This is a genomic window from Burkholderia dolosa (genome assembly GCF_902499135.1).
GTDB classification, from domain to species: Bacteria; Pseudomonadota; Gammaproteobacteria; order Burkholderiales; family Burkholderiaceae; genus Burkholderia; species Burkholderia dolosa.
Genome location: NZ_CABVPR010000084.1, coordinates 1 through 21,872, shown reverse-complemented (window position 1 = coordinate 21,872; position 21,872 = coordinate 1). Strand labels below are relative to the sequence as shown.

Annotated in this window: 20 protein-coding genes; 8 read left to right on the top strand and 12 right to left on the bottom strand. The window is 64.8% G+C overall.

Annotation, left to right across the window (positions count from 1 at the left end; translation table 11 throughout):
* Positions 1-377: 377 nt before the first annotated feature.
* Both BUB20358_RS25660 and ribA read right to left on the bottom strand, forming a co-directional pair.
* A complete protein-coding gene (locus BUB20358_RS25660; protein ID WP_006766157.1) occupies positions 378-1,652 on the bottom strand; it encodes a tyrosine-type recombinase/integrase in 1,275 nt (424 codons plus the stop codon).
* Positions 1,653-1,873: 221 nt separating this feature from the next.
* Positions 1,874-2,524, bottom strand: coding sequence for a GTP cyclohydrolase II (ribA, locus tag BUB20358_RS25655; RefSeq protein ID WP_006766158.1), 651 nt, complete (start codon positions 2,522-2,524; stop codon positions 1,874-1,876).
* A gap of 174 nt (positions 2,525-2,698) precedes the next feature.
* On the opposite strand from ribA, the gene BUB20358_RS25650 reads away from it, so the two are divergent.
* Positions 2,699-3,160, top strand: coding sequence for a CBS domain-containing protein (locus BUB20358_RS25650; protein WP_006766159.1), 462 nt, complete (start codon positions 2,699-2,701; stop codon positions 3,158-3,160).
* Between the two features lie 143 nt (positions 3,161-3,303).
* Here the strand turns inward: BUB20358_RS25650 and BUB20358_RS25645 are convergent, their stop codons facing one another.
* Positions 3,304-3,633 (bottom strand): DUF4148 domain-containing protein, encoded by a 330-nt coding sequence (locus BUB20358_RS25645; RefSeq protein WP_006766160.1) that lies wholly within the window; start codon positions 3,631-3,633, stop codon positions 3,304-3,306.
* A 513-nt stretch (positions 3,634-4,146) separates the two neighbouring features.
* On the opposite strand from BUB20358_RS25645, the gene BUB20358_RS25640 reads away from it, so the two are divergent.
* Entirely contained in the window at positions 4,147-4,545 is a 399-nt protein-coding gene (locus BUB20358_RS25640) for a GreA/GreB family elongation factor (protein ID WP_006766161.1), read from the top strand.
* 173 nt (positions 4,546-4,718) lie between these two features.
* Here BUB20358_RS25640 and BUB20358_RS25635 read toward each other — a convergent pair whose 3' ends face one another.
* Positions 4,719-5,813, bottom strand: a complete 1,095-nt coding sequence (locus BUB20358_RS25635) for a porin (protein WP_006766162.1) — start codon at positions 5,811-5,813, stop codon at positions 4,719-4,721.
* A gap of 594 nt (positions 5,814-6,407) precedes the next feature.
* Between BUB20358_RS25635 and BUB20358_RS25630 the strand changes: the two genes are divergently transcribed.
* Entirely contained in the window at positions 6,408-6,773 is a 366-nt protein-coding gene (locus BUB20358_RS25630) for a YXWGXW repeat-containing protein (protein ID WP_006766163.1), read from the top strand.
* 157 nt (positions 6,774-6,930) lie between these two features.
* On the opposite strand, the gene BUB20358_RS25625 is transcribed toward BUB20358_RS25630, so the two are convergent.
* The 5 genes from BUB20358_RS25625 to BUB20358_RS25605 form a co-directional block, all read right to left on the bottom strand.
* Positions 6,931-7,542: a cysteine hydrolase family protein gene (locus BUB20358_RS25625; protein ID WP_006766164.1), complete on the bottom strand. Its 612-nt coding sequence runs from the start codon at positions 7,540-7,542 to the stop codon at positions 6,931-6,933.
* A gap of 262 nt (positions 7,543-7,804) precedes the next feature.
* On the bottom strand, positions 7,805-9,322 hold the full coding sequence (locus BUB20358_RS25620; protein ID WP_035974330.1) for a purine-cytosine permease family protein: 1,518 nt from the start codon (positions 9,320-9,322) through the stop codon (positions 7,805-7,807).
* 315 nt (positions 9,323-9,637) lie between these two features.
* Complete coding sequence (locus BUB20358_RS25615) at positions 9,638-11,122, bottom strand: efflux transporter outer membrane subunit (protein ID WP_035974331.1); 1,485 nt, start codon at positions 11,120-11,122, stop codon at positions 9,638-9,640.
* Positions 11,119-14,292, bottom strand: coding sequence for an efflux RND transporter permease subunit (locus BUB20358_RS25610; protein ID WP_006766167.1), 3,174 nt, complete (start codon positions 14,290-14,292; stop codon positions 11,119-11,121). The genes BUB20358_RS25615 and BUB20358_RS25610 overlap by 4 nt, the downstream gene beginning before the upstream one ends.
* Positions 14,293-14,305: 13 nt before the next feature.
* Positions 14,306-15,514, bottom strand: a complete 1,209-nt coding sequence (locus BUB20358_RS25605; RefSeq protein ID WP_006766168.1) for an efflux RND transporter periplasmic adaptor subunit — start codon at positions 15,512-15,514, stop codon at positions 14,306-14,308.
* A 79-nt stretch (positions 15,515-15,593) separates the two neighbouring features.
* On the opposite strand from BUB20358_RS25605, the gene soxR reads away from it, so the two are divergent.
* Complete coding sequence (gene soxR / locus BUB20358_RS25600; RefSeq protein ID WP_006766169.1) at positions 15,594-16,073, top strand: redox-sensitive transcriptional activator SoxR; 480 nt, start codon at positions 15,594-15,596, stop codon at positions 16,071-16,073.
* A 58-nt stretch (positions 16,074-16,131) separates the two neighbouring features.
* Here the strand turns inward: soxR and BUB20358_RS25595 are convergent, their stop codons facing one another.
* Entirely contained in the window at positions 16,132-16,893 is a 762-nt protein-coding gene (locus BUB20358_RS25595) for an SDR family NAD(P)-dependent oxidoreductase (protein WP_006766170.1), read from the bottom strand.
* A gap of 106 nt (positions 16,894-16,999) precedes the next feature.
* Between BUB20358_RS25595 and BUB20358_RS25590 the strand changes: the two genes are divergently transcribed.
* Positions 17,000-17,911 (top strand): LysR family transcriptional regulator, encoded by a 912-nt coding sequence (locus BUB20358_RS25590; RefSeq protein WP_006766171.1) that lies wholly within the window; start codon positions 17,000-17,002, stop codon positions 17,909-17,911.
* Between the two features lie 147 nt (positions 17,912-18,058).
* Here the strand turns inward: BUB20358_RS25590 and BUB20358_RS25585 are convergent, their stop codons facing one another.
* A complete protein-coding gene (locus tag BUB20358_RS25585) occupies positions 18,059-19,387 on the bottom strand; it encodes a dicarboxylate/amino acid:cation symporter (RefSeq protein WP_006766172.1) in 1,329 nt (442 codons plus the stop codon).
* Between the two features lie 269 nt (positions 19,388-19,656).
* Positions 19,657-20,124, bottom strand: a complete 468-nt coding sequence (locus BUB20358_RS25580) for a hypothetical protein (RefSeq protein WP_123806762.1) — start codon at positions 20,122-20,124, stop codon at positions 19,657-19,659.
* Positions 20,125-20,156: 32 nt separating this feature from the next.
* Between BUB20358_RS25580 and BUB20358_RS25575 the strand changes: the two genes are divergently transcribed.
* From BUB20358_RS25575 to BUB20358_RS25565, 3 genes are all read left to right on the top strand, one after another.
* The gene (locus tag BUB20358_RS25575) at positions 20,157-20,573 is read left to right on the top strand and encodes an acyl-CoA thioesterase (protein WP_035974333.1); all 417 of its coding nucleotides are present in this window, start codon (positions 20,157-20,159) and stop codon (positions 20,571-20,573) included.
* A gap of 93 nt (positions 20,574-20,666) precedes the next feature.
* A complete protein-coding gene (locus BUB20358_RS25570) occupies positions 20,667-21,095 on the top strand; it encodes a carboxymuconolactone decarboxylase family protein (RefSeq protein WP_006766174.1) in 429 nt (142 codons plus the stop codon).
* Complete coding sequence (locus BUB20358_RS25565; RefSeq protein WP_035974334.1) at positions 21,082-21,621, top strand: gamma carbonic anhydrase family protein; 540 nt, start codon at positions 21,082-21,084, stop codon at positions 21,619-21,621. Before BUB20358_RS25570 ends, BUB20358_RS25565 begins: the two co-directional genes overlap by 14 nt.
* The last annotated feature ends 251 nt before the right edge of the window (positions 21,622-21,872 follow it).

Sequence of the window (21,872 nt, the reverse complement as noted above, 5' to 3'; positions counted from 1 at the left end):
CAATTCCGGCAACTGCATCAACCGAAAACCGGCGAGCCCACTAAATTACGAATGGTGTACTCGGCGGGGTAAGGTCACGGGAAACCCAAGCGGATCAGAGGTCGAAAAGCTCCAGCGTTAAGGCGCGCAGTCGACTGCGCGTTCCGCATGGCTTTGCGCAAGGTTTCTTGCGCGCCCGCTCGCGCTGCTTGTTGCGGAACCACTCACGTTCGAGTCTGGATGACCGGGGAGAACGGGAATAGCACGGGCGGCGGCAGGGTTAGCGGGTTCGACGTCCGGATGTATGGTCAACGTTGCGGGCGAATGTCGTTTCGTGGCCGAACTGCGCCAGACGATCTGACGCTGTCCGTTTGGTCTACCTCGCGTTATACAGCAGATTACTTAGTCGGATATCGCAGCGCGAGTCCATCAAGGCACTGCGACAGGCGCGTGAGCCACTCTCGACGCTCCTGATCGTAGTGGTGCCGGTTATACACGCCGGCGACACCGGGCTGAATATGACCAAGTACCGCCTCCGCGACATCATGCGGGCACCCAAGTGCGGCAAGCATAGTTCGGGCGGTCCTCCGCAAATCGTGAGGCGACCAATGCGTGACAGGTAGCCGTGGCCGATTATGATTCGGTGCCTGCTTACAGTACGGCTGATGATAGTAAATGCCGTGCGAAATGACGGTCTGCTTCATCATCTCGCCGGTCGACGTCGGGAACAGAAAGCCGTTCACGGCCAGGTCCTTGCGTCGACGGACAACGGCCTCGGCTCGACCAACGAGCGGCACCCGCAAATCCCCTGCTTTCGCGCGCCACGAGTTCTTGGTTTTTTCCTTCGGCACGGTCCACCATAGGCCGTCCGCCTCGTCGGCGATTTCGTGCGACTCCATCGAAATGATTTCGCCGCCACGGGCGCCCGTCCACAGATACAACGTGATCGCGTCGGAAACCGTTAGGCTCATATTCGGCAGCCAGCGGAGCAGCGTGCCGATCTCATCCTCGCTCAATACCCGCTTTTTCGTGCCCATGACGACGCCGTCGATCGTGCGCCCCTTACTGCGAAGCTTGCCGCGCAGGATCATTCGCCACCAGTTCGGCGTGCCGTCAGGCAGCCTCCCAGCGTCCATCGCATAGTCCCATGCTCCGCCCAACTCCATGCGGAGGCGCGCAGCGAGTGCCGGCGTGGCACGATAGGAATTCAAGAATTCGAACGCCTGCGCACGAGTTATCGACGCAGCCGGAACGCTCTCGATCGGGCTGAGCATCGCCTTGAACATCCGCCTAACCTCGATCACGCCCTTGTCCTTGCGGTTCGGCTCCAGATAGCCGCCCATATAGTCGAAGCACACCTGCTTGACGGTGTATGCGTCGACAGCGCGTGAATGGGCAACCGCAGCGCGCTTCTCGCGCTTTGCAGCAGCAGGATCGGCCCCGGCATCGCGCTCCGCTCGCCTTTGCTCCCATGCGGAAATCGCGGCGGGAAACCCCATGGCCGGCCACTCGCCGAGCTTCACCTGACGCATCCGGTCGTCAATGGGGGATTTGTATCGGTAGATCCAGGAGCGACGGCTCTCGCTGGCCTGAAAGCGGAGTCCCGGGAATCCGTCAAAGGTCATGTGCTGGCCCGCAGGCAGCTTGCTCGCGGTTCGTGCGTCGAATCTCATCAGCGGTCGGCGTAGGTTTTTGTTGTGGGCCGGGACCGCAGCGTAGCTTTTCGGTCTGGCGTAGGAAAATGTTACGCCAGAGTGCCAAGTTTTCGCCTATTTCGTCAAGTGCAGACAAGGCACCTGACAAACGCAACTTTCGGCTCAAACCCTTTACCATAAAGGCTGCGAGGTGCGAGAGCCAGATGGAGCAACGGGCTCCGCAGAGCCCCTTGTTTTCGTTACTCGTTTTCTTCGAAGTAATGCCCGAACTTCACCTGCTTGGTTCGGATATAGCGCTCGTTCTCCTCGCGCACGGGCACCGCGAGCGCCACACGTTCGCAGACGGGAATGCCGTGCTTCACGAGCGTGTCGAACTTCTTCGGGTTGTTGCTCATCAGTCGCACGGACGTTACGCCGAGAATCCGAAGAATCGCAGCCGCCGAGTCGTATTCGCGTGCATCGTCGGGCAAACCAAGGTCCAGGTTCGCCTCGACCGTATCGCGCCCCTGCTCCTGCAGCGCGTATGCGCGGATCTTGTTGCTCAGCCCGATGCCGCGTCCCTCGTGCCCGCGAAGATACAGCAGCACGCCACGGCCTTCCGCCGCAATGTAGCGCAACGCCAGATCCAGCTGCTCGCCGCAATCACAGCGGTATGAGCCGAATACGTCGCCGGTCAGGCATTCCGAATGGAGTCGCGTCAGCACGGAGTGGTCGCCCGCGACCTCGCCCATTACGAGCGCGAGATGTTCGGCATCGCTGCCCGATACGCGAAACGCGTACGACGTAAACGTGCCGTAGCGCGTGGGCAGCGACGCCGTAGCGACGAGCGTCACACACTCGTCGGCCTGGCTATTGCCCGGCAAGGGCGATTGGGGACGCGAAGACTTCATGAATTCAGTGAAACGATCAAGAACGTAGGAATGGTGTGGATAGAGCGTGACGGGAGTTTACCGCTAATCGGGAAACCCCACGAGACTGCGGGCGCCGCCCCGGCTATACTGAACTCGTCGGGTAACGCGCATCACGCCTGCCTCCCTGTATCGCCCTGCACATGGAGAACGCAAATGAGCACGACCGTCGCGCAGATTCTCAAGGCCAAGCCTGACTCGGGCCGCACCATTTATTCCGTCAGGAAAACCGATCTCGTCTACGACGCCATCAAGCTGATGGCCGAAAAGGGAATCGGCGCGTTGCTCGTCATGGATGGCGACGACATCGCCGGCATCGTCACCGAGCGCGACTACGCACGCAAAGTCGTGCTGCAGGAACGTTCGTCTAGGGCGACCCGCGTCGAGGAGATCATGACGGCCAAGGTGCGCTACGTCGAACCGTCGCAATCCACCGACGAGTGCATGGCGCTGATGACCGAGCACCGGATGCGCCACCTGCCCGTGCTGGACAACGGCAAGCTGATCGGCCTCATCTCGATCGGCGACCTCGTGAAGAGCGTGATTGCGGATCAGCAATTCACGATCAGCCAGCTCGAGCACTACATTCACGGCATTCCGACCGTCACCTCGACCTGACCAGCCACGAAAAAGGCCCAAACGCGCGAGCGTCTGGGCTGAAAGCCGCCGGAATGCGGCGACGGAGGTTCTGCTCCGCAGACGACGACGCACGCGTATCGCGCGCGTGTCGTCGGTTATCTTGTCGCTCGCGCGGCGGGCGCTCAGTTGCCGAAGTAGACCGAGTTCACGGGATTCGGCGCTTCGCGCGTGACACGCCGGCCCGACTGCGCGCCGCCCGCAGCCGTCGCACCGTAGCCGCTGGTATCGGCACGCGCGAGCATCGGCTGATTGGGCTGGATCCGTTGTTCGGCTGCCTGGATGTCGCTCGGATATTGCGAGTCGCTCGCGAGCGGCTTATAGCCGTTTTGTTCGAGTTGCACGAGCTCGGCCCGGACCTGCTCGCGCGTCAAGCCCTGTTCGGACTGTGCGAACGATGCGACCGGGGTGGCAACGACAGCTGCAGCGACTGCTGCGTAGATGATCGACTTCATGATTACCTCCGAAATGTGTTCTCTTTTGACGTCGCTTCCGGCAAGCAATTGTCTGAAGCGATTGAGTCCAGTGTAGTTCTCGGAGAACCAAGGGAAAACCCTTGGTTTGAATATACAGCGTTGCGATTTCGGCAAGTATCTGCGCGTGTTCGCGCACTCCATCATCGAAACTTGCTACGTTTTCAGAACAATCGCTGACGGATCGCCGACACACAGATCGCCCGTGCGGAAGGTTGTGTTGTAGAATCGTAAGCTTCGTTCTTCGATCGATATCTTGTCACCATGCACGCGCACATGTTCGCTTCGGTTTCGCCGTCCGGCTTGGCCGACGTGCGCGCGCACGTCCGCTATCCGGCGCAGCCACTCGCTCGACGCACGGCCGCGGCGCCGCTCGCCTCTGCCCGGCGCCTGACCTGACGGCTCGGTCTCCTTCCGGAGCCAGATCAGACAGGCTCCGGGCGATCTTCACAGGCATGCCACGCCTGCCCTGCCGATCATTTGGAGAACAGTCTCATGAAACAACGCCTTTACCAGTTGACCGAACTCGACGTCGCTCGCCTCGAGAAGCACGCCGAACACAACCCGCGATTCCAGGCGATGCTCGACACGTTGCTCGAGCGCGCCGATATCGTCCGGCCGGACGCCATCAAGGCCAACGTCGTCACGATGAATTCGCAGATCACGCTAGTCGACGAAGCAACGCAGGAACAAGCGACGTGGACGATCGTTTATCCGGACGCCGCCAATCTCGAACTGGGGCGCCTGAATGTCTTCTCGCCGGTCGGCATGGCGCTGCTCGGCACGCAGCGCGGTCAGATGGTCAAAGTGATGCAGCCGAGCGGTATCGAGAAGCTGATGAAGGTTGCTGAAATCGTGTTTCAGCCGGAAGCGAACGGCGAATATACGCGCTAGGGTCGTCGGACGGCCGCACGGCGTCAAACGTAAAAAGCGAGGTAACGGCCTCGCTTTTTTTACGCCCGAACCGTGAGCAGCACACCGGATCCACCGGTCGCCCGTCGCATCCGACGAACAAAAAAAGGCGCCCGAAGGCGCCTTTTTCGAAGCTGGTTACCCAGCCGTCATGCTTAGAAGCGGTGACGCAGACCAACCGTTGCTGCGGTTTGGTTGATCGACGAGCTCGGCAGCGTGGTGATGTCGCCGTTGTAGATCGATGCGTTCGCGCCGCTTGCACGCTGGTACACAGCCTGTGCGTAAACGTCGGTGCGCTTCGACAGTGCGTAGTCAGCTTGCACGCCAACTTGGTGCCAGTGAGCGCTGTCTTGGCCCAGACGACCGTTCGTGTACGTGTAAGCAACACCCAGACCCAGTGCCGGCGTCAGGTTGTACTTGCCGTTGACTTCGTAGTTGTCAACGCGAACCGACGTGCCCAGTGCCGTGCTGTTGTCAACACGTGCTTGCGTCCATGCTGCGCCGACTTGTGCCGGACCGAACGCGTATGCTGCTGCTGCGCCGTACGTACGGACGCGGCCTTGCGTTCCGATTGCGCTGTCGATTGCGCCGCCGGTCGTTTGACCCGGGTTGTTCAGCTGCGAGTATGCACCTGCCAGCTTCAGGCCTTGGAACTGGTACGAAACGCCGCCGCTGTATGCACGGTTGTTGCCGAAGTTCGTGTTGTTCGAGAACGAGTACGTGCCACCGAATTGCAGGCCAGCGTAGTTAGCGCTCGTGAACTTGATGCTGTTGTTCGGCGAGTAGCCACCGTTCGTGCTCAGGTTGTCGAAGTTGCCAACGTGAGCGAAGTACGTACCACCCCAGCTGCCCGTTGCGGTCAGCGGAGCCAGGTAGTCTTGAACGGAGTCATACTGCTTGCCCAGCGTAACCGTGCCGTACTGGCTCGACAGGCCAACGAATGCCTGACGGTTGAACATGCCGCCGTTGTTTTGGAAACGGCCGTTACCGATGTCGAAGCCGCTTTCCAACGTGAAGATTGCCTTCAGGCCACCACCGAGGTCTTCCGAACCACGCAGGCCGAAGCGGCTCTGGTCAATGCCCGCGCCCATGCGCCACAGCGACTTGCCAGCCTGGCCCAGAGCCGGCTGAACGTTGCTTTGGTACGTGATGCCTGCGTCCAGCACGCCGTACAGCGTGACGCTGCTTTGCGCGTGAGCGACGGTTGCGAACGATGCTGCAGCTGCTGCAACGATCAGAGTCTTGTTCATTCGTGGAGCTCCCTTCTAAAAAGAGGCAGGTCTCGCGACCTTGTTTCATTTACGGTCTCAACCGCCCGGGAACGCCATCGGTCCTGCTGGCCGCGCCCGGATAGTTGCCCGTTTGGGAACCGTGAGTTTAGGGGTGTACCCTAGGGGAGCGATCCGCAATTAAAGAAATAAGCTTTTCCAGAACTAGAAATAATGAAAGTGGGGACGAGTTATAAGTATTTGTTTTGACGTTTGTTTTTGACTTCTTGACGCAGGCTTTTTGGCGGCTTTTATCCCACCATTCTTTCGTGTCATCGTCTTGACGGTTGCATAGAAACAACAAACGGATCCGTGCCGACACATCGAATTCGGCAATTTTTACCCGATCAAATCTCAAATATGCACGACGTCCACGCCGAAACCGCTGCGCTGCGCGAGAAACGGCGAGGGAACCGCCGCCGCTGTGGGCGGTTCGAAAACGTCCCGCGCCATACGTCCATCGGGGCGAATCCGTGCAACGGTGACATTCGGTAACACGCGTCGCGACTCCCGTAACCCGACCGGCGGATCGTCCGGCTAATGTAAGGCCGTTTCTACCAGGGATCGGAACACACGATGAATCGACGCTCACTGCTGCGCACCATCGGCGTCGCCGCCGCCTTCGTCGGCACGAGCGGCTGGCTGCGCGCCGCGGCAGCCGAACCCGCGTACGGGCGGCCCGCGCCGAACCACGGGCACGGCAGGCCCGGCCACGACGATCGTCCGCGCTTTGCGCCGCCGGCACCGAGGCATGATCGCCGCCCTCCGCCGCCGCGGCCGCACGGCTACATCTGGACCGATGGTCATTGGCGCTGGCAGCACGGCCGCTATATATGGATACCCGGTCGGTGGGTGGCGCGACGTCCGGGGCATCGCTGGGTTCCCGGCTACTGGCGCCGGCAGGGCTCTGTCTGGATTTACGTCGACGGAGTCTGGCGCTAGACGGTCGGCCGGCGGCGCCGGCCTCTGCACGACCATATGGGCGTCGGCGCGTGGAGCCCGAGCTCCGGTCAGCTCCGGCCGGCTCAGCTCCCGCCGCCTCCGATCGGCGCGCGCGGCCGCCCCCGCGAAGTCGGCCCGAAGGCCGACCGGACCGCAATCAATCGACGGCGAGCGTCAACAATTGCTCGGTGGTCAGCACGTCGCCGAACGTATCGGACAGCGCAGCGAGCGTCGCGCGGTGCAGATCGCGGTGCGACACCGTATCGCCGTCCCCGAGATCGAGATCGCGCGTCGCACACGCATCGTCGACGACGATCACCGAATACCCGAGCGGCACCGCGTCGCGCGCCGCGCCGGCCACGCACGCGTGCGTCATCAGCCCCGTGACGATCAGCGTGTCGATGCCGGCAGCCTGCAGCCGTGCATGTATGTCGGTCGTCGGAAACACGCTGACCGACGTCTTCCGCACGACCGCATGATGCTGCGCCGGCTGCAGGTCGGGATGAAAACGATGGTTCTCGCTGCCTTCAGCGAAGAGCGGACCGTCGACGGCGCCGACGTGCTGAACGTGGAATACCGGCATGCGCGCGCGGTCGGCAAACGCGATCACGCGCTGCGCGTTGCGCAGCGCGCGTGCGCCGTCCGGAATCGGCAGGCGGCCGCCGAAATATTCGTTCTGGAAATCGATCACCAGCAGTGCGGTGCGGGCGGCGGCGATCGTCTTCGGCGGCGTCGCGCCTGCCAGCGTACGGATGGTCGGATGTTGCATGTGTCGTTCTCTCGGTTGGCTTATCAACGGAACGGCGGAGCGGCTGCCCGCCTCCGCCGGACACGCTCGGCGGCCGATCCGTCGATGACGGGCCGCCGCCGAGCGCGACGCGCCAGTGTCGGGCCGCGCGGCTTCGCGCGACAGCGGCCCGCGGGACAACGTCCGACAGAATCGGGCCAACTCGAATGTGTCGAAGACGACCGCTCGCTTTTCTCCACCCCACGACGGCCGCCGACGAACGCAGGCCGACGCCGCGCGACGCTCAATACCCCTTCGGCTGAATCGCCGGCGCGCCGAGCCGCGCGGACGTGCGCCTGCCGCTGCGCACGAAGCGGCGACCGTGCGGGCCGTACACGCCGTCCGGCTCCGGAAACAGCGTCAGCAGCAACACATACAGTACGCCGCCGAGCGCGAGCGACACCGGCACGCTCAGATCGAGCCCGCCGGCCACACTTCCGAACGGTCCGACGAGCTGTCCCGGCAGATTCACGAACGACAGGCCGACGAACGCGGCAGGCAGCCACGCCCCCATCGCACGCAGGTTCCAGCCGTGCGCGAACCAGTAATGGCCGCCGCGCAGCCCGCGGTTGAACACCTGCAGATCGTCGGCGAGATAGAAGCCGCGGCGCGTCACGTAGCCGATCACCATGATCGCCATCCACGGGCAGCTGAACGTATCGATCAGCGTCGAGAACGTCGCGACGCTTTCGACCAGATTGAACGCGAAGCGGCCGACGAAAATGAACGCGATCGCGATCGTGCCGATCAGCAGCGTCGCGCGAACGCGGTTCAGCAGACGCGGGAACATGCTCGACACGTCGAGGCCGGTGCCGTACAACGCGGTCGTGCCGGTCGACATGCCGCCGATGATCGCGATCACGCACATCGGCAACAGAAACCAGCGCGGCGACACCGCGAGCAGCCCGCCGACGTAATCGTTCGATGCGATGAACGCCGGCGCCTTCGACGCGATGATCGTCGCGGTCGCGAGCCCGAAGAAAAACGGCACGAACGTCGCGAACTGCGCGGCGAAAACCGCACCGAGCACGCGGTGCCTCGGCGTGTGCTGCGGAATGTAGCGCGCCCAGTCGCCGAGCGTCGACGCGAACGACACCGGATTGCTCAGCGCCACCATCGCCGCGCCGACGAACGCGGCCCAGAAGCCGGCGCTGCCTCGATGCAGCGTGCCGGCGTAATGGATGTCGAATAGCCCGGCGAACGCGAACAGCCCGGTGACGAACAGCGCGCTCGCCGCCCACACGGCGATCTTGTTGACCCACAGCATGAATCGGAAGCCGTAGATGCAGACGATCAGCACGAGCACCGCGAACACCAGATATGCGCTGCCGAGCGTGAAGCCGTTGACCGGCACGCCGAGCATGTCATGCACGCCGCCGACCAGCGCATCGCCGGAGCTCCACACCGCGAGCGAGAAGAAGGCGATCGACGTGAGCAGCGCGAGGAACGAGCCGACGATGCGGCCGTGAATGCCGAAATGCGCGCCGGACGACACGGGATCGCTCGTGCCGTTGCGCGGGCCGAACAGGCTCATCGGCGCGAGTATGCAGGTGCCGGCCAGCACGCCCAGCACGATCGCGCACATGCCGTCCCTGAACGACAACCCGACGAGCACCGGAAAACTGCCGAGCACGGACGTCGAAAACGTATTGCAGCCGCCGAACAGCAGCCGGAACAGATCGATCGGCCGTGCATCGCGCGATGCGTCGGGAATGCGCTCGAAGCCGAACGACTCGATCTGCGTGATCCTGCCTTCACTCATTTGTCTCCGCTCCTCTGTGCGCCGGCGCGGCCCGCGAGTGCGGCCGCACGGCGCATCGTCATTCATTCGCGGCCACTCTAAAGCAGATCGACGCGCGCAAATATCACGCATTCGAGACGTTTACGACGATGACGAGCGATGTTTTCCGCCGGTCGGCGAACGGCGTGCCGGTTTCGGCAGATGCGCAGACGCGCGCCGGCCGGCGGCACGGACCGGCGACGATGCGCGCCCCTGTCCGAGCGACCGGGCGGCCGGGCGAGACGGCGCCCGCCGTGCGGCAGCGGCACGCGAGACCGCCGCCGCGCCGTGCGTCGGCTACGACCCGTCCGCAGCCGGCGAACGCTGCGCTTGCTGCTCGCGTGCCGGCGGCCAGCCGCCGGCGAGCGCCTTGTACAGCGCGACCGTCGATGCGGCGCTGCGCATTCGCGCATCGGCCGCCGCATCCTGCGCCTGCAGCAGCGTCCGTTGCGCGTCGAGCACTTCGTAGTAGTCGATCGCGCCGGCCGAGAACCGCGCCTGAGCGAGCTGCGCGGCGCGCGCGCTATCGTCCGCGGCCCGCACGAGATGGGCGGTTTCGTCACGCGTGCGCGCAACGCGCAGCAGTGCGTTCTCCGTTTCTTCCAACGCGCGCAGCACGGTTTGCCGGTATTGCGCGAGCTCGCCCGCCGCCTGCGCGTCGCTGGCCGCGATTCGCGCGCGCACGCGGCCGACGTCGAGGAACGACCAGTCGATGCCGAGCGCGATCAGGTTCGTGTCGCTGCCCGCGCGGAAGAACCCGTAACTGCTCGTCGCGCTGCCGAGCAGTCCGGACAGCGTGAAGCGCGGAAACAGGTCGGCCGTCGCGACGCCGACGCGCGCGGTCGCCGCGTGCAGCCTCGCCTCGGCGGCCGCGATATCGGGACGTCGGCGCAGCAGGTCGCCCGGCGTGCCCGGATCGACGTCCGCGGCGAGCGCCGGCAACGGCACGGGCGCGGCGTTCCGCGTGTCGAAGCGGCCGATCAGCGCGTCCGGCGTCTGTCCGGTCAGCACCGCGAGGCGATGCTCGTCGACGCCGATCGCGGCTTCGTACACGGCGATGCGCGACGTCGTCGATTCGTACTGCGCGCGTGCCCGTGCCGCATCGAGTTCGGAGCCGCGCCCCGCGGCGACGCGCGCGTCGATCAGCGCGAGCGTCTGCCGCTGGTTGTCGGCATTCTCGCGCGCGATCCGCAGCCGCTCCTGCGAGCCGCGCAGATCGACGTACGTGCTCGCGACTTCGGCTGCGATCGCGACGCGCACCGCGCGCACGTCGGCTGCGCTCGCCGCCGTTTCGGCGCGCTGCGATTCGATCGAGCGCCGCACGCGGCCGAACAGGTCCAGCTCCCACGCCGCGTCGATCCCGACGCTCGAAACCGGCGTGTCGCGCTGGCTGCGCGGCGCGCCGAACGCCTGATCCTTGCTCGTCAGCTGATGGCCGATCTGGCCGCTCGCGGTAATCGTCGGATAGCGGTCGAAGCTCGCCTGCGACAGCAGCGCGTTCGACGCGTCGTAGCGCGATACGGCCAGCTGCAGATCCTGATTCGCCGCGAGCGCCGCGTCGATCAGACGCGTCAGCGCCGGGTCGCCGAAGCCGCGCCAGAACGCGGCATCTGCATCCGCCGACGCGCCGGGCGGCGACGCGTCGCGCTGCGTCGCCGGATGTTCGTCGCGCGCGAACCGGGCGGCCGTCGCCGTTTCCGGACGGCTGAAATCGGGGCCGACCGCACACGCGGCGAGCATCGCGGCCATCGCGAGCGCGGAAACACGGAATGCGGCGCTCATCGTTTTTCTCCTTCGAGCGTGCCGTGCTGTTCGCTCCAGACAGCCGGCGTGCCGCCCGCGAGCTTGCGGATCGCGACGTAGAACACGGGCGTGAGGAACAGCCCGAACAGCGTCACGCCGAGCATCCCGGCGAACACGGTGACGCCGGTGGCCGCGCGCACTTCGCTGCCCGCGCCGCTGCCGATCAGCAGCGGCACCGATCCGGCAATGAACGCGACCGACGTCATCACGATCGGCCGCAGCCGCAGCCGGCACGCTTCGAGCGCCGCGTCGATCGGGCCGCTGCCCTGGATTTCGAGCTCGCGTGCGAATTCGACGATCAGGATCGCGTTCTTGCACGCGAGCCCCATCAGCACGACGAGACCGACCTGCACGAACACGTTGTTGTCGCCGCCCGACAGCCACACGCCGAACAGCGCCGCGCACATGCAGACCGGCACGATCAGGATCACCGCGAGCGGCAGCGTCCAGCTCTCGTACAGCGATGCGAGCACGAGAAACACGAGCATCACCGCAAGCGGAAACACGACGATCGCCGCGTTGCGCTGCGTGACCTGCTGATAGCTGAGATCGGTCCACTCGAGCACGATCCCCGGCGGCAGCACGTCCTTCGCGATCTGCTCGAGCTTCGCGATCGCCTGCGACGACGACATCACGTTCGGATCGGCGTCGCCGATCAGGTCCGCGGCCGGAAAGCCGTTGTAGCGAACCACCGGATCGGGTCCGTACGCAGGGGCGACCGTGACCATCGAGCCGATCGGCACCATCTCGCCCTTCGCGTTGCGCGTGCGCAGATTCGCGATGTCGGCCGGCGTCTGCCGATGGCCGGCGTCCGCCTGCGCCATCACGCGATACACGCGGCCGAATGCGTTGAAGTCGTTCACGTACATCGAGCCGAGATAGACCTGCAGCGTGTTGAACAGATCGGTCAGCGCGACGCCCTGCGCCTTCGCCTTCAGCCGGTCGACCTTCACCTCGAGCTGCGGAATGTTCGCCTGGTACGCGCTGACGGGATAGCTCATCCCGGGCGTCTTCGCGACCGCCGCCTGGAATGCGGCGAGCGCGTTCTGCAGCGCGCCGTAGCCGAGACCCGCGCGATCCTCCAGATACAGCGCGTAGCCGGATCCGTTGCCGAGTCCCTGGATCGGCGGCGGCATCAGCGCGTACGTGATGCCGCCGTCGATGGTCGCGAAGCGCGCGTTCAGTTCGGCGTTGATCTGCGCGGCGCTGCGATGGCGCCGGTCGAACGGTTTCAGGATCACGTACGAGTTCGTGATGTTCGGCGTATTCACGCCCTGCAGCGCGTTCAGTCCGGCGAACGCGGGCACCATCTCGACGCCGTCGGTGCTCAGCGCGATCTTCGTCATCTGCTCGGTGACCGCGCTGGTCCGCGCGAGCGACGCGCCTTCCGGCAGCTTCGCGCCCGCGAACAGGTACAGCTTGTCCTGCACCGGGATGAAGCCGCCCGGCACCGCGTTGAACAGCAGCGCGGTCGCGGCGAGCAGCGCCGCATACACGGCGAACACCGCGCCGCGCCGCTTCAGCGTGCGCGCGACGACGCCGTGATAGCGACCGGAACTACGCTCGAAGAAACGGTTGAACGGACGAAACAGCCAGCCGAACGCGCGGTCGAGCGCGCGCGTGAGCGCATCCTTCGGCGCGCCGTGCGGCCGCAGCAGCTTCGCGGCGAGCGCCGGCGACAGCGTCAGCGAATTGACGGCCGAGATCACGGTCGAAATCGCGATCGTCACCGCGAACTGCCTGTAGAACTGGCCGGTCACGCCCGACATGAACGCCATCGGCACGAACACCGCGCACAGCACGAGCGCGATCGCGACGATCGGCCCCGACACCTCGCGCATCGCCTGATGCGCGGCATCGCGCGGGCTCAGCCCTTGCGCGATGTTGCGCTCGACGTTCTCGACGACGACGATCGCATCGTCGACGACGATCCCGATCGCCAGCACGAGCCCGAACAGCGTCAGCGTATTGATCGAATAGCCGAGCAGATAGAGCCACGCGAACGTGCCGACCACCGACACCGGCACCGCGACGAGCGGAATGATCGACGCGCGCCACGTCTGCAGGAACAGGATCACGACGAGCACGACCAGCACGACGGCCTCGATCAGCGTGTGCTGGACCGCGCGGATCGACTCGCGCACGAACACCGTCGGATCCCATACGGGCCGATACGCGACGCCGGGCGGAAAGCGCTTCGACAGCTCGTCGAGCTTCGCGTACACGGCCTTCGCGACGTCGAGCGCGTTTGCGCCCGGCGACAGGAAGATGCCGACCACGGCCGAATGCCTGTCGTTGAAATAGGAACGCAGCGTGTAGTCGCCGGCGCCGAGTTCGACGCGTGCGACGTCGGACAGCTTCACGACCTGACCGTCGTCGCCGTTGCGCAGCACGATGTCGCCGAACTCCTGTACGGTGCGCAGCCGGCCGCGCACGTTGATCGACACCAGAAAATCGTTCGCCTTCGGCGACGGCTCCGCGCCGAGCTGGCCGGCCGACACCTGCACGTTCTGCTCGCGCACGGCGGCGATCACGTCGCTCGCGGTCAGCCCGCGCGACGCGAGCCGGTTCGGGTCGAGCCAGATGCGCATCGCGTAGTCGCCGGACCCGTACACGCCGACGTCGCCGATGCCGGTCAGCCGCGACAGCTCGTCCTTCACGTGCAGCGTCAGATAGTTGCGCAGGTACAGCGAATCGCGGCTGTTGTCCGGCGAATAGAGGCTCACGTACATCAGCGGCGTCGGCGACTGCTTCTGCGTGGTCACGCCGTACTGCCGCACCTCTTCCGGCAGACGCGACAGCGCCTGGCTCACGCGGTTCTGCACGCGCACGGCGGCCGTGTCGGGATCGACGCCCTGCAGGAACGTGACGACGACCTGCAGGCTGCCGTCCGAACCGGCGACCGACTTCATGTACATGATCCCTTCGACGCCGTTGATCGCTTCCTCGAGCGGCTCGGCGACCGATTCGGCGATCTCCTTCGGGTTCGCGCCCGGATACGTCGCGCGCACGACGACGCTCGGCGGCACGACTTCCGGATACTCGCCGGCGGGCAGCATTGGAATCGCGATCAGGCCGATCGCGAAGATCACGATCGACAGCACGACCGCGAAGATCGGCCGGTCGATGAAGAATCGGGAGAAATCCATCGTCGTTCTCCCGTCAGTGCGCGGCCGACGTGCCGGCGTCGGCCGTCGCCGGCATGCCGCCGCCTGCGGCATCGCCGGCTTGTGCGCGCGCCGGCAGCGCCTTCGGCTTCACCTGCGCGCCCGGATAGTAGATTCGCTGCACACCGTCGACGACCACACGATCGCCCGCATTCAGCCCCTTCTCGACGATCCGCTGTCCGTCCAGTTCACGGCCGAGCGTCACGTCGCGGCGCAGCGCCTTGTCGCTGGGACCGATCACGTACACGTACTGGCGATCCTGATCGGTCAGCACGGCCTTGCCGTCGACGAGCAGCGCATCCTGTGGGCGCCCGCTGACGAGCTGCACGCGCGCATAGAGGCCCGGCGTGAACGTGTGGTCGGCGTTCGACAGCCGTACGCGCGCGCGGATCGTGCCCGTCTGCGGATCGAGCCGGTTGTCGAGGAAATCGACGGTGCCCGCATGCGGAAAACCGCTTTCGTTCGCCAGCCCCACGCGCACGGGATCGGCGCCGATCGCGCGATGAGCGCGGTCCGCACGGCGTGCGTTGTAGCGCAGATAGCTCTGCTCGTCGCAGTCGAAATACACGTAGACGGGATCTTGCGAGACGACCGTCGTCAGCAGCGTGTCGTCGGCGCGCGCGAGGTTGCCGGCCGTCGCGAGCGCGCGGCCGACGCGGCCCGCGATCGGCGCGCGCACTTCGGTGAAGCCGAGATTGAGCTTCGCGTCGGCGACGGCCGCATCGGCCGCCTGCAGATCCGCGCGCGCCTGCTCGGCGGCCGCGCGTGCATTGTCGAGCTCTTCCTGCGACGTTGCGTGCGCATCGATCAGCGTCTGCACGCGCTTGAGCTGCACGTTCGCGAGGTGCGCGGCCGCGCGCGCCCGCTGCTGCTGCGCGCTCGCGCGATCGAGCGCGATCCGGTACGGGCGCGGATCGATCTCGAACAGCACCGCGCCCTGCGCGACGAGATCGCCCTCCTTGTATGCAACGCGCTGCAGATAGCCGCTGACGCGCGGCCGCAGCTCGACAGCGTCGACCGCTTCGACGCGTCCGTTGAATTCGTCCGCGACGCGGATCGTGCGCGGCGCGACGGTGACGACGCCGACTTCGGGCAGCGGATGAGCGGACGATTCGCGCGGGCCGTCGTGACAGCCCGACAACGCCAGCAACAAAGCGCAGGCCGCGCCGAGCGGCGGCATCCTGCGTAGGGACAAGGAGAGCATGATGCCTCGCGACGGGTTAAACTGCCGCGTAGCATAAAAGTTGAAGTTAACTTCAAGTCAAGCTTTCCCGGAGGGCGTCATGGGTATCGACGAAACCGCGCAGTGGCCGCTGATGTCGATCCGCGAAGTGGCCGCGCGCAGCGGCGTGCCGGCGTCGACGCTGCGCTTCTACGAGGCGCGCGGGCTCATCAAGTCGCATCGGAACGGATCGAGCCATCGGCATTATTCGCGCACGGTGCTGCGGCTGATCGCGTTCATCGTGTTCGCGCAGAAGATCGGCTATTCGCTCGACGAAATCGCCGAGCAGCTCGTCAGCCTGCCCGAGGACACCGCGCCGACCAACAAGGACTGGCAGCGGCTGTCGCGCGGCTGGAAGCAGCGCGTCGCGAGCCGCATCGAGGAACTGCAGCGGCTCTACATCAACCTCGACGAATGCATCGGCTGCGGCTGCCTGTCGCTGAAGCGCTGCAAGCTGACCAATCCCGAGGATCGCGCGGGCCGCAACGGGCCCGGCGCGCGGCGCTGGCTCGGCGATCCGCCGCCCGCCGACGTCGATTGACGCGCGAGCGCGTGACGAAGGCGAACAGCGGATCCGCCGTTCGTGCGCCGCGCGTGCGTCACCCGACGCGCCAGCCGACGTTTACCGCGACCGTCGCGCCGGTGACGAACGACGCGCGCGGTCCGGCAAGCCACGCGACGGCATCCGCGACGTCGTCCGGATGCCCGGCACGGCCGGCCGGCGTCTGATCGCGGATCGTCGCCGCGATGTCGAGTGCGACGCCCCTGTCGCTCAAGAAATGCGTATCGACGTTGTGGCCGGACGCCACCATATTGACGGTCACTCCGCACGGTCCGAGTTCGCGCGCGAGCGCAACGGTGAGACCTTCCACACCGGTCTTCGCAGCGGCATATGCGAGGCCGCCCGGCAGCAGGTTCCCGCCGCGTGAAGCAATGGACCCGACGTTCACGATCCGCGCCGCGCGCTCGGACAGGTGCGGCAGCATGGCCATCGTCATCAGGAACATGCTCTTCAGGTTTGCGTCGAGTACCGCGTCCCATGCCGCCTCGGCCAGCGCCGCGTCGGTCTGCGCGTTGACGCAACGGGTCCGCCCCGCGTTGTTTACCAGTACGTCGATGCGCGGCCATTGCGCGACAATCGCGGCAACCGCAGCCTCCACATCGCAGCGCACGCCCAGGTCGGCCGCGTAGCCGATCGTCCCTTCGCCGAGCTGCGCGATCGCGGCCTGGAGCCGTTGCTTGTCCCGCGCGACGATCGCGACGCGATATCCATCCTCCACCAGCCGGCTCGCGATCGCGAGGCCGACCCCTGTGGATCCGCCGGTGACGACTGCGGTTCGCTGCCATTCGTTACCTGTCATCCGTTGTCTCCTGTCTCTTCCTGTTAGTCATGCAACAAGTGTGGGCGACGCATGCCGATAGATAAAATACGAATTCTGTGACCTATTGATACGAGGAAGATATCGCATGGCCGACCTACGCCAGTTCAGGCAATTCATTGCCGTGGCCGAAACGCTGAGCTTCCGGCGCGCAGCCGAGCGCCTGCACATGGCGCAGCCGCCGCTGAGTGCAGCGATCCGAAAGCTGGAGGACGAACTCGGCGTCGCGTTGTTCGAGCGCGACAATCGCGGCACCGCGCTGACGCCGGCCGGCAACGCGTTCCACCTCGAAGCGCGCCGTGCGCTCGAACAGGCCGAGCGCGCGATGGCCGCTGCGCGGCGTGCCGGTGCGGGCCTCGGCGGCACGCTGCGGCTGCGCTTCGTCGACAGCACGGTCAACGCGCTGCTGCCATTGACGCTGCGCACGTTTCAGGAGCGGCATCCGGACGTCGACTTCCAGCTCGACGAAGGCACGCCCGCCGAACAGGTGCTAGCGCTACGGCAGGATCAAATGGACGTCGGTATCGTCGTGCTGCCCATTCCCGATGCCGACGATCTGCATATCGAGCCTTTGCTGCGCGACCGGATGGTCGTCGCGCTGCCGGCCGGTCATCCGCTCGCGCGCCGCCGACGCCTCGCGCTCGCCGAGCTAGCGCACGAACCGTGGGTGCTGTTTGCCGCGCACCACGGGCCCGGCATGCACGCGCGCATCGTGCCGGCGTGCGCGCAGGCCGGTTTCGCGCCACGCGCGGTCCAGCAACCGCGCCAGATGCAGACGACGGCCGGGCTCGTTGCAGGCGGAATCGGTGTCGCGCTAATGCCGAGCCTGTTCGTCGCGATGCAGCCCCAAGGCGTGACATTCCGCGAACTAAAGGGTGCGGGGAGCCCGCTCGCGTACGAGCTGGCGATCGCCTATCGGACGCCGTCGCCGCTCGTCGATGCGCTGCGCGAGACCGCGCGCGACGCGGTGCGCGAACTGCGGCTCGCGGCCGCGAAGTAGCCGCGTATCGGGTACGCCGCGGGGCCGGTCAATGGAATCGAAATCGGCGGCCGCGTGTGCGCGCCGCCTATGCACGGCTCGGCGCCGCGGCAATGAGGCCGCGACCGGGCCGGCTGCATGCCTCGTCGATCGACGCGCCGCTCGACGTCAGACCGGCGACGTACGACCGGCGCCATACGCACGGTCGTTGGCCTGCCGCTCCAGTTCGGCGTCCAGACGCGCGGCATGCGCGTTTGCGTCGGACTCCGACATCAGCTCGCCTTCCCACTTCGCGACCACCGCGCTCGCGATCGAGTTGCCGACCGCATTGGTCGCCGAGCGGCCCATGTCGAGGAACGTATCGACGCCGAGAATCAGCAGCAGCCCCGCTTCGGGAATATTGAACTGATGCAGCGTCGCGGCGATCACGACGAGCGATGCGCGCGGCACGCCGGCCATCCCCTTCGACGTCAGCATCAGCACGAGCAGCATCGTGACCTGCGTGCCGAGAGACAGGTGAATTCCGTAAGCCTGCGCGATGAACAGCGACGCGAACGTGCAGTACATCATCGAGCCGTCGAGGTTGAACGAATAGCCCATCGGCATCACGAAGCTCGAGATCTTGCGGCGTACGCCGAAGCGGTCGAGCGCATCGAGGATCTTCGGATACGCGGCTTCGGAGCTCGCCGTCGCGAACGACAGCATGAACGCTTCCTTGATCAGCACGAGCAGCTTGAACACGCGGCGGCCGAGGAACAGCAGGCCGGCCGCGACGAGCGTCGCCCACAGCAGCGACAGGCTCACGTAGAAGTGACCCATGAACATCGCGAATTTCAGCAGGATCGACAGCCCGTTGATCGCAACGGTCGACGCCATCGCCGCGAGCACCGCGAGCGGCGCGAGCTTCATCACGTAGCCGGTGATCTTCAGCATCACGTGCGCGAGCTGGTCGATCGCCGCGACGAGAATCTTGCCGCGCTCGCCGAGCGCCGCGAGTGCGACGCCGAAGAACATCGAGAACACGACGATCTGCAGGATCTCGTTGTTCGCCATCGCTTCCGCGATCGACTTCGGCACCATGTGGCCGACGAAATCCTTCAGCGTGAATTTCGACGTCGCGAGATGCGCTGACTCGCCGACGTCCGGCAGCGGCAGCCCGAGATTCTCGCCGGGCCGCAGCACGTTCGCCATCAGCATGCCGAGCAGCAGCGAGATCAGCGACGCGGTGACGAACCAGCCGAACGCCTTCACGAACACGCGCCCGACCGACGACGCATCGCCCATGTGCGCGATGCCGACGACGAGCGTCGAGAACACGAGCGGGCCGATCACCATCTTGATCAGCCGCAGGAACACGTCGGAGACGAGCGAGATGTAGCCGGCGATCTCGGCGGCGGACTGCTTGTCCGGGAACTGCGTGTAGATCAGGTAGCCAATGAAGATGCCGGCCGCCATCGCGAGCAGGATCCAGACTGCCGCGGACACTCGTTTGTTCATTTCCAGATTCGATATACGTGAAAAATTGAAAGGACGGCGTGCGCAAACGCTGCCATGCCGCCAGGCTCCAGACTGCCGTGAATATCCGCTCGTTCATATCAAAATTCGATATAAGCGAAACGGCGGGCGGCACCGCTTGCCCGCAGCGCCGCCGTGCCGGCGGGCGAGCGCTGCAGCCCCGGCGTCCGCGCACGGACACGCTGACTCAGAGACGAAATCGTCAGACGATTGATGCCCAGTCCAGCGGCGGCCCGCATTATACGATTGGCTTACAGCCGGTCTCGGTCGTCGGCTATCGAATCGGGTGCGAGCGTCGTCGGACGTGTGCTGGACGTGTACGTGTTCGTGGACCGGGCGGCTCGTCCCGTCACGCGCCCGCGCGCCACTTTTCGACGATCAGCAAGCAGACGCGCGCCGGCTGCGCGTCGCGGCATCCGGTCGATCGTCTCGCGCCCGTGTTCCACGAGATCCGCGACACGACGACATCCGGCAATACCTGCCTGCACGGCCGCCGCCGATATCCGCATATAACGGCGATATCGCACGGACAGTTGCCGTTTCACCTTCGCATTGGTAGCGAAGCCATATCGAGCAACATTGCGGCCGATAATTCCGCTTTTCGGCAATGCATACGCGTTCCACCGATCGGCGCCGGTCTCGCACTGTTGACGATTGATAATTCCTATTGGATAAATCTTAATAAATATCCTTAAATCGACCTCACCAACGATGAGCATCTTTACATCAAAAATAGAAATTCGAGCCCCCCATGGAAAAGCGCTATTTCGCAACGACTATCGATGTCCGATATCGCGACACCGACTCGATGGGCCACGTCGCCGCGCCCGTTTACTACGACTACATGCTGCATGCCTACCTCGCTTTCATGCATGACCTGCTCGACATTCCAGCGGCGGAGAAGATACCTCATATTATCGGGAAAACTTCCTGCGAATACCGGCGGCCCGCGCGGTATGGAGATACAATCAACGTTAAATGCCGCGTCACGCGGTTCGGCACGAAGAGTTTCGACATCGAATATTTGATGGAATTGGACGAAAACGCGGACAAATTGATCGCGGTCGGACAGTCTTCGCATGTCACATTCGATTACGAAAGCGGCACGCCGATTCCGATACCGGACACATTCAAGCAAGCGGTAATCGATTTTCAAAACTGCGTCTGACTCATTCCGATCGATTCAAGCTGACCGAAAACGCGCATCCGGATTTTTATTGCATCTCACTCAACCCGAAACGTATTTCTCGAGAAATTTTGAATGGAAAGCGAACGCTATCGAGCAGGAATAGGAAAGCTGCGATCCGTCTATGGCGCAATTGGCGACAACGTTATCACGAGCGTCGAAGAAATCGCGCCCGACTTCGCCAAATACGTAGTCGAATCGTTCGGCGACGTCTATCTGAGAGCCGGGCTCGACGATCGGGTGCGCGAGATCTCGGTGGTCACCGCGCTGGCCACGCTCGGAAGCGTCGCGCCTCAGTTGAAGGTACATCTGCACGGCGCGCTGAACGTCGGCTGCACGCGACAGGAAATCGTCGAGGTGCTGATGCAGCTGGCGTTCTATGCGGGCGTACCCGTCGCATTGAATGCGCTCTTCATTGCCAAGGAAGTATTCGCCGAACGCGACGCAGTGCCTGCGCTCGCGAACCTCGACCGTCGTCAGGATCCGCACAATGGCACTCTATGAATTTCTGGAAAAACGGCCGCGAATCGATGCGACGGCGTTCGTTCACGAGATGGCTGCGGTGATCGGGGACGTCCACATCGGCCCCGGCTGCTACATCGGCCCGTTCGCCAGCTTGCGCGGCGACTTCGGCCGCATCGAAATCGGCGCCGGCAGTAACGTGCAGGAGAGCTGTGTGCTGCACGTCGCGCCCCGAGAAGTTTGCCGGCTCGAACCGAACAGCCACATCGGGCATGGCGCGATCGTTCATGGTGCGCATATCGGGCGCGACGTGCTGATCGGCATGAACTCGGTCATCATGGACGGCGTCGTGATCGGCGACACCACCATCGTCGGTGCCGGCGCGATGGTCACGGCCGGACGGCAAATTCCGCCGGGCGTGCTGGTGATCGGATCACCCGCCCGCGTCGCGCGCTCACTCGATCCGGATGAAATCGCTGCCAAGCGCGCGGGCACGGAGATCTACCAGGATCTTGCGCGCGATTGTCTGACGTCGCTCAGAAGGATCGACCGCGCGCGGCCCGAGTGAATGGAAGGCGTTCACTGTTCGCCCGCCGACCGGCGGGCGAACAACGACGGCCGTTCACACGGCCGGCATAAACGCGCGACGACAGGACGACGCGGTCGCGCGTGGTTCGCGCGACGCAACGCGTGATGCAATCGATCAGTTTTCGACATCCTCGAGACTGAACACCTCCGTCTTGTCGTTGTACGAGAAGATCTCGCCGTAACGCCCCCAATCGATCACCGCATCGAGCGTTTCCTCGGCCGCACCGTCCG